We start from the raw sequence: 5,311 nt of genomic DNA, 5'->3' as shown, positions 1-5,311 counted from the left end.
GCTCAGGCGCGATGACCAGATCAGGGACGCGTCAGAGCGCGAGTACGTGACGTAGCCCCTTGCCCAGGTCCCGCATGAGGCTCTCCGGGACGGCGCCGACAGTACGCCCGAGTTCGTTCTTGTTGACAGTGACGATGGCGGTCACGTTGGCCACGGAGTCGCGTGGCAGGCCGGTCACCGCGGCGGGGAGGAAGACGTTGCCGGGCATGGTGGCGAGCGCGGTGTTCGACGTGATGACGACCCCGACGACTGTGGCCAACCGGCTCACGTTGTAGGGCGCGGCCTGGACGACCACCACTGGTCGGCGCTTCGCGGGGCGAGCGCCCGCCGCCTCGCCGAGGTCGACCCAGTGAACATCGCCACGTCTGATCACCAGTCCTCGCTGTCGCCCAGTGCCCGCCGGCCGGCGAGCGCCGCGGCCTGGAACGACTCGTCGGGACCCACGAGCTCAAGTGCGGCGTCGATGCGCTCAGTCAGGGACTGGGCGTCGAGCTCCTGGATGTAGCGGCGGGCGGCTGTCGCGAAGAACTCGGAGCGACTCACGCCGAGTGCGGCCGCGCGACGCTCAGCCTCGTGGAACGTCTCGTCCGGGATTGAGATCGCGGTCTTCATGCGCCGAGTATAACCGGGTATGACCGCGCGTCCCGTTGCCGGAGCAGGATCCGCCTCGATCCGGGCACGGTGTTTCTCGCAGCAGGAACCCGTACCAGGACGTTGTCATCGCTGTGGCGGGGACTACGCTCACGCTACGGCGCAAGCGGGACAACCATTGCGACATCGGCGCTGTGGAGGCGGGGGGTCTGGTGGCACCGGTTGGCGACGCCGACATTCGTCTGAGCCGTGACGATCGGGACGACTTCCGGGAGGAACTCGCCGCGGTCTACCGGACGGAGTCCGCCGCCGCCCTCGTCCTCAGTCAGATCGACTTCCCGCTCGCGTACCGTCCGGTTCTCCAGGGAGGCAACCCGGAGCAATGGTGGAGCCAGATCTTCTTCGAGCTCGACGCCGGGACGGTCGTGGACGCGCCCTGACGATCGCGTCGAGATTGTCGATGAATCGTTGGGCCATTTCCGGACCGGACAGGTTCTGCCGCGTGATGTAGAAGCAGCGAGCGGCGTGTTTTATGACGGCTGCCTTCTCGGCGGGTCTGCGTCTGATCCTTTCGTCTTTCATAAACGCTACCCAGCCAAGCCGAGCGGTATCGGTGAGCCAGGTGATGTCCTCGACCTTCTCGTCGTGCGGGATACCGTAGTGTTCGGCGAGCGTCGTCAACTCGATACCGGCTTGTCGCAGCAGCCGAGGGACGGCGATACGACCGAGGCTGCGGTCGACGAAGACGTGGGGAAGCCCCTCGGAATGTGCTGTCACCAGGCGGCGGGTTTGCTGGCGATGCGTACGGCGTCTTCCAGTTCGTCCGGGGGGACACCGAACTCTTCAGCGACCTCCGCGAGCTGCTCGCCGGCGTGGAAGCGGCCCAGAACGTCTTCGAGCCGGGCTCCGCCATGGGAGAAAATCGGCTGACCGAACCCGCGGCGGGGGTCGACCACGACGTCGGCATGCTGGTATTCGGGTAGACGAATGAGCTGGGCATAGCCGTCCGGTGCAAAGTCGACGCGCTGCAGGTATGCCTCGACGATATCCCCGAACACCCGCTGGCCTTTACGCACGGCGACCAGCTCCCGTGCACCTCGCGCTTCAGGTGTGTCGCCCTGGCTCTCAGCGAAGTCGTAGAGTACCTCGGCGCCGTCGGTGTAAAGGGCCTTGGACGCTAGGACGTGCGCGATCCCGAGATCCTCGGACAGGCGGGTGAGGGCGGGCCGGATGCGTTGAAGCGGCACGCCGGATCGCCGGATCGCTGCGAGCACCAGGCCCTCGGCAAGACCGATAAACGGAACCACAGCCTCGCCGTGCTCCGTCGCAGGACGTGCGGTGACGATCGGCTCACCGCGAACCGGGGATCGTCCGGGTCGCCGTCGCGCATATCCGTATGCCCAGGTCGTAAAGGTCGAGGTCGGCACTCGCAGGTACCGGCCAGCCTCGGCGACGCTGTACAGCGGCACCTCGAAACGATCAGCATCGTTGGGCACGACTTGCCTCCCCGGATACGGCGCTCTGCCGCCTATCATCCACTCCCAGCCGAACGGACCGGGTGACGTCGCATCCCACCGAGTATGGACGCACGTCCGGACGCCACACCGCCGTGTGAGCTCCCGTACGTCTCACCGGCCGACCGGGCCGCGGAGCACCGCTGGAACGGCTGTACGGACTCCGCCGGCACCGGCACCGGCGATGATGACCACCGGTCCTGCTCCTTCTCAACCGTAGTGGTCGCCGCGAGCCTGCCTGCCGGGCGCGGCAGACCTGTCGTGCCCGGTTGCCGCCGGCCGCCGGTTGACTCTGTGGCCGGCGTTCGGGTGATGTGCTCCCGTACCGGACGTTGTTATCGCTGTGGCGGGGACTACGCTCACGCTATGGCGCAAGCGGGACAACCGTTGCGACGTCGGCGCTGCGGAGGTGGGGGGTCTGGTGGCACCGGTTGGCGACGCCGACATTCCTCTGAGCCGGGACGATCGGGATGACTTACGGGAGGGGCTCGCCGCGGTCTACACAACGGAGTCCGCCGCCGCCATCATCCTCAACCAGATCGACTTCCCGCTCGCGTACCGTCCGGTTCTCCAGGGGGGCAACCCGGAACAGTGGTGGAGTCAGATCTTCTTCGAGCTCAACGCCGGGACGATCGTGGGCGCGCCCTACCGAAGGCTGCTGCGCACAGCCAGCCGCCGTTTCCCAGGTAACCCCGTATTTCAGCAGCTCGCCGCCAGCTATCTTGCCGCCGACGCGGCACCCGATGCCGTCGCCGCGAACGGGGCCGGGGCACCTATCGAGGCGGACGCCGTTCGCCCAACGACCACCGAAGGCGCGGCCGAGCAGCCGGCGGGGGCCGCGGACGAGGGGGTCGAACAGGGGCCGGCGCAGAGCTGCCATGTGATTGTGCGGGCGAGTTCGGAGCCGGAACGTCAGCACGCCCGCGAGACCCTCGCGAGCCTCGGCCTGGAACCGCACGAATTCTGGTCGACCTCGCACGCCGTCTCCTACCGGGTCAATAACGAGAACACCGGACGGGTGCGGGAGCAGCTGGAGGGAACCGACCTCGGGTGGACGGTCGTCCCGGCGGGTGAACCCGATTATGTGTTCCAGACGCTGTACGCGCGCGGGCCGGACGGCCGGCAGTTCCGGTTGAACGACGCCCCCGCCCAGCAGACCGTCGGCAACGTGGCCTCTTCGGTGCTGGAGGAGTACCCGCCCGGCTACACCGACGCGACCCGCTCTATTGTCGTCGACGAGGTTCAGGACGACGGGTCGGGGCGGCGGCTCAACGGGGACGACACGCTGCACAAAGCCGGCATTCGTAACGGTTCCCGGATGCGGATCGGTGTGGAGGCCCGAGCCGGGGCGCTCAACCCGAAGGACCGGCAGGAGGCGCTGCAACGGGTCCGCAACCAGATCGTCGCCTACGCGCGGGCGCATCCCGGCTTCCAGGTGCGGGCGAACTCGAACCTGCTGCCCACCGAGTACGAGCTGGAATTCAGCCAGCCGAGTTTCGGGCCCGGTGCGGCACCCGGTGACGATCCGGTGGCCGTCGACCGGCATGTGGTTCTGGTGCAGCTCGGCCCGGAGTTCCCCGAAACGCCGCCGCTGCTTTTCTGGCTGACGCCGATCTTCCATCCGAACGTGTTCCCGAACTATGACAGTGACCAGGCCCGGGAACACGAGGCCCAGCAGGGGCTGGTGTGCCTGGGCGCGTTGGCCGAGTCCTACACGCCGTCCCTGGATTTCGGCGAGCTGTGCCAGATTCTGGTGGACATGGCCGCGTTCCGGAACTACAGCCTGCTGGAGGAAAGCGGCCGGCTGGATGCTTTCGGTCGACGCGAGGTTGTCGGCAACTACTATGACCGGGCCGCCGCCGAATGGGTCATCGCGAATCAGGGCCGAATGGCGGAGATCGGTGGCCGGGTGCTGTTCCAGGCGCCGCGGCACCGCGCGGTCTACCGCAATGTCATCGAAAGCGTCACCGCCCCCGACGCGGGGGCCGGGCAACGATGAGTGCCGAGGTCGAGCTGTACCGCACCGACGACTACGTCCGGGTCGGCCGGGTGCCGCTCGTCCGGCTGTTGCAGAACGTGTTTGAAACGGTGCTGGGCGAGGCGCTGGTCGGCAGCCGGTTCGAGCTGCTGTTCCTGCCAGTCGCGGATGGTTCCGAGCTTCCCGGCAGCCCGTCGATGGTCAACCTCCGGTCAAGCCACGGCTACGTGCAGGTGCGCATCGTCCGGGATGGTCAGTTGCTCTACCAGCATCCGCACGCCGTCCGGGAGATCATCGCCCGGCCGTTGCAGCGGCTGCTCGCCGAGCGGATCCCGGCGGAGACGCACTGGGGGTTCGGTGTCCGCGGCCCCGGGTTCGACCAGGTGGCCCTGGTCAGGCCTGTCCCGGAGGTGGACGGCCGGATCGAGGTGACGGTGGGTTCCCGCCGGCCCCGGGCCTTCCACCTGGAGGAGGTCCACGATCCGGACCCCCCGGCCGCGAGCCTCGCCGAGCTCGGCGCCGACGTGGCGGACGAGGTACCGGAGGCGCCCGAGGCAGCGAAGGATCCCGGGGCGGTGCCGGGAGTCGCGGTGGTGGTCGACCGGGACGTCGCCGACGCCCTCAAGCACCGGACGGAGTTCTCGGGCGACGTGGAGGAGGGCGGTTTCCTCGCCGGTCACGTCTACCGTGACGCCGATCGCCCCGGCAGCCACCTTGTGAAGATCACGGCCGCGATCGCGGGGGAGCGGACCGGCGCGTCCCTGCTGCACTTCACCTTCACCGGCGAGAGCTTCCTGCGGATCAACGAGCAGCTGGCCAGGCGCGGCCGGGACGAACGGCTCGTCGGCTGGTACCACACCCATCTGTTCCCGGCCACCAGCGAGATCGGGTTGTCCTCGGTCGACGTCGAGCTGCACACGACCACGTTCCGCCGGCCCTGGCAGGTCGCCGGCCTGGTCAACATCGAACGCGGCAGCCCGGACGACCGGGTGCTGCGCTTCTACCACGCCGAGCCTGGCAGCGAGGACATGTCGCTCACGTCCTACTGGGTGACCGCCGGATGAACGCGGCCCTCGGATGAACGCGGAGACGACCGCGCGCCGCGTGCTCGCCTGGGCCGGTGGCCGCGTGCCGGCCTGGGCCGGCGACAGTGCCGGACGGCCGGCGCCACCGCCCGTCGGCCCGTTGCGGGAAGCCAATGCGCTGGCCCGTCCCGCCGCAGCCACCC

7 protein-coding genes are annotated in these 5,311 nt (G+C 68.6%); 3 read left to right on the top strand and 4 right to left on the bottom strand.

Annotation, left to right across the window (positions count from 1 at the left end):
• Positions 1-31: 31 nt before the first annotated feature.
• Together MJ785_RS19395 and MJ785_RS19390 are read right to left on the bottom strand one after the other, a co-directional pair.
• Positions 32-376, bottom strand: a complete 345-nt coding sequence (locus tag MJ785_RS19395; RefSeq protein WP_239382142.1) for a type II toxin-antitoxin system PemK/MazF family toxin — start codon at positions 374-376, stop codon at positions 32-34.
• The gene (locus tag MJ785_RS19390; protein ID WP_239337493.1) at positions 370-612 is read right to left on the bottom strand and encodes a ribbon-helix-helix domain-containing protein; all 243 of its coding nucleotides are present in this window, start codon (positions 610-612) and stop codon (positions 370-372) included. Before MJ785_RS19390 ends, MJ785_RS19395 begins: the two co-directional genes overlap by 7 nt.
• A gap of 113 nt (positions 613-725) precedes the next feature.
• On the opposite strand from MJ785_RS19390, the gene MJ785_RS19385 reads away from it, so the two are divergent.
• A complete protein-coding gene (locus tag MJ785_RS19385) occupies positions 726-1,031 on the top strand; it encodes an effector-associated domain EAD1-containing protein (RefSeq protein ID WP_239382141.1) in 306 nt (101 codons plus the stop codon).
• Here the strand turns inward: MJ785_RS19385 and MJ785_RS22395 are convergent.
• Positions 913-1,368: a hypothetical protein gene (locus tag MJ785_RS22395; RefSeq protein WP_370652992.1), complete on the bottom strand. Its 456-nt coding sequence runs from the start codon at positions 1,366-1,368 to the stop codon at positions 913-915. The two genes, MJ785_RS19385 and MJ785_RS22395, sit on opposite strands and share 119 nt — an antisense overlap.
• Positions 1,365-2,087 (bottom strand): DUF433 domain-containing protein, encoded by a 723-nt coding sequence (locus tag MJ785_RS19380; RefSeq protein WP_239382140.1) that lies wholly within the window; start codon positions 2,085-2,087, stop codon positions 1,365-1,367. Before MJ785_RS19380 ends, MJ785_RS22395 begins: the two co-directional genes overlap by 4 nt.
• Positions 2,088-2,526: 439 nt before the next feature.
• Here MJ785_RS19380 and MJ785_RS19375 point away from each other — a divergent pair, with 439 nt between their 5' ends.
• Together MJ785_RS19375 and MJ785_RS19370 are read left to right on the top strand one after the other, a co-directional pair.
• Positions 2,527-4,104 carry an effector-associated domain EAD1-containing protein gene (locus MJ785_RS19375; protein WP_239382139.1) on the top strand — a complete coding sequence of 526 codons (1,578 nt, stop codon included), beginning with the start codon at positions 2,527-2,529 and terminating at the stop codon, positions 4,102-4,104.
• Positions 4,101-5,147: a JAB N-terminal domain-containing protein gene (locus tag MJ785_RS19370; RefSeq protein ID WP_239382138.1), complete on the top strand. Its 1,047-nt coding sequence runs from the start codon at positions 4,101-4,103 to the stop codon at positions 5,145-5,147. The genes MJ785_RS19375 and MJ785_RS19370 overlap by 4 nt, the downstream gene beginning before the upstream one ends.
• The last annotated feature ends 164 nt before the right edge of the window (positions 5,148-5,311 follow it).

Origin of the sequence: Protofrankia sp. CiT1, from assembly GCF_917627335.1 — a bacterium.
In the GTDB taxonomy this organism is placed as follows: domain Bacteria; phylum Actinomycetota; class Actinomycetes; order Frankiales; family Frankiaceae; genus Protofrankia.
Note: the sequence above shows the minus strand (reverse complement) of the source record. Positions and strands in the feature narration are given on the sequence as shown.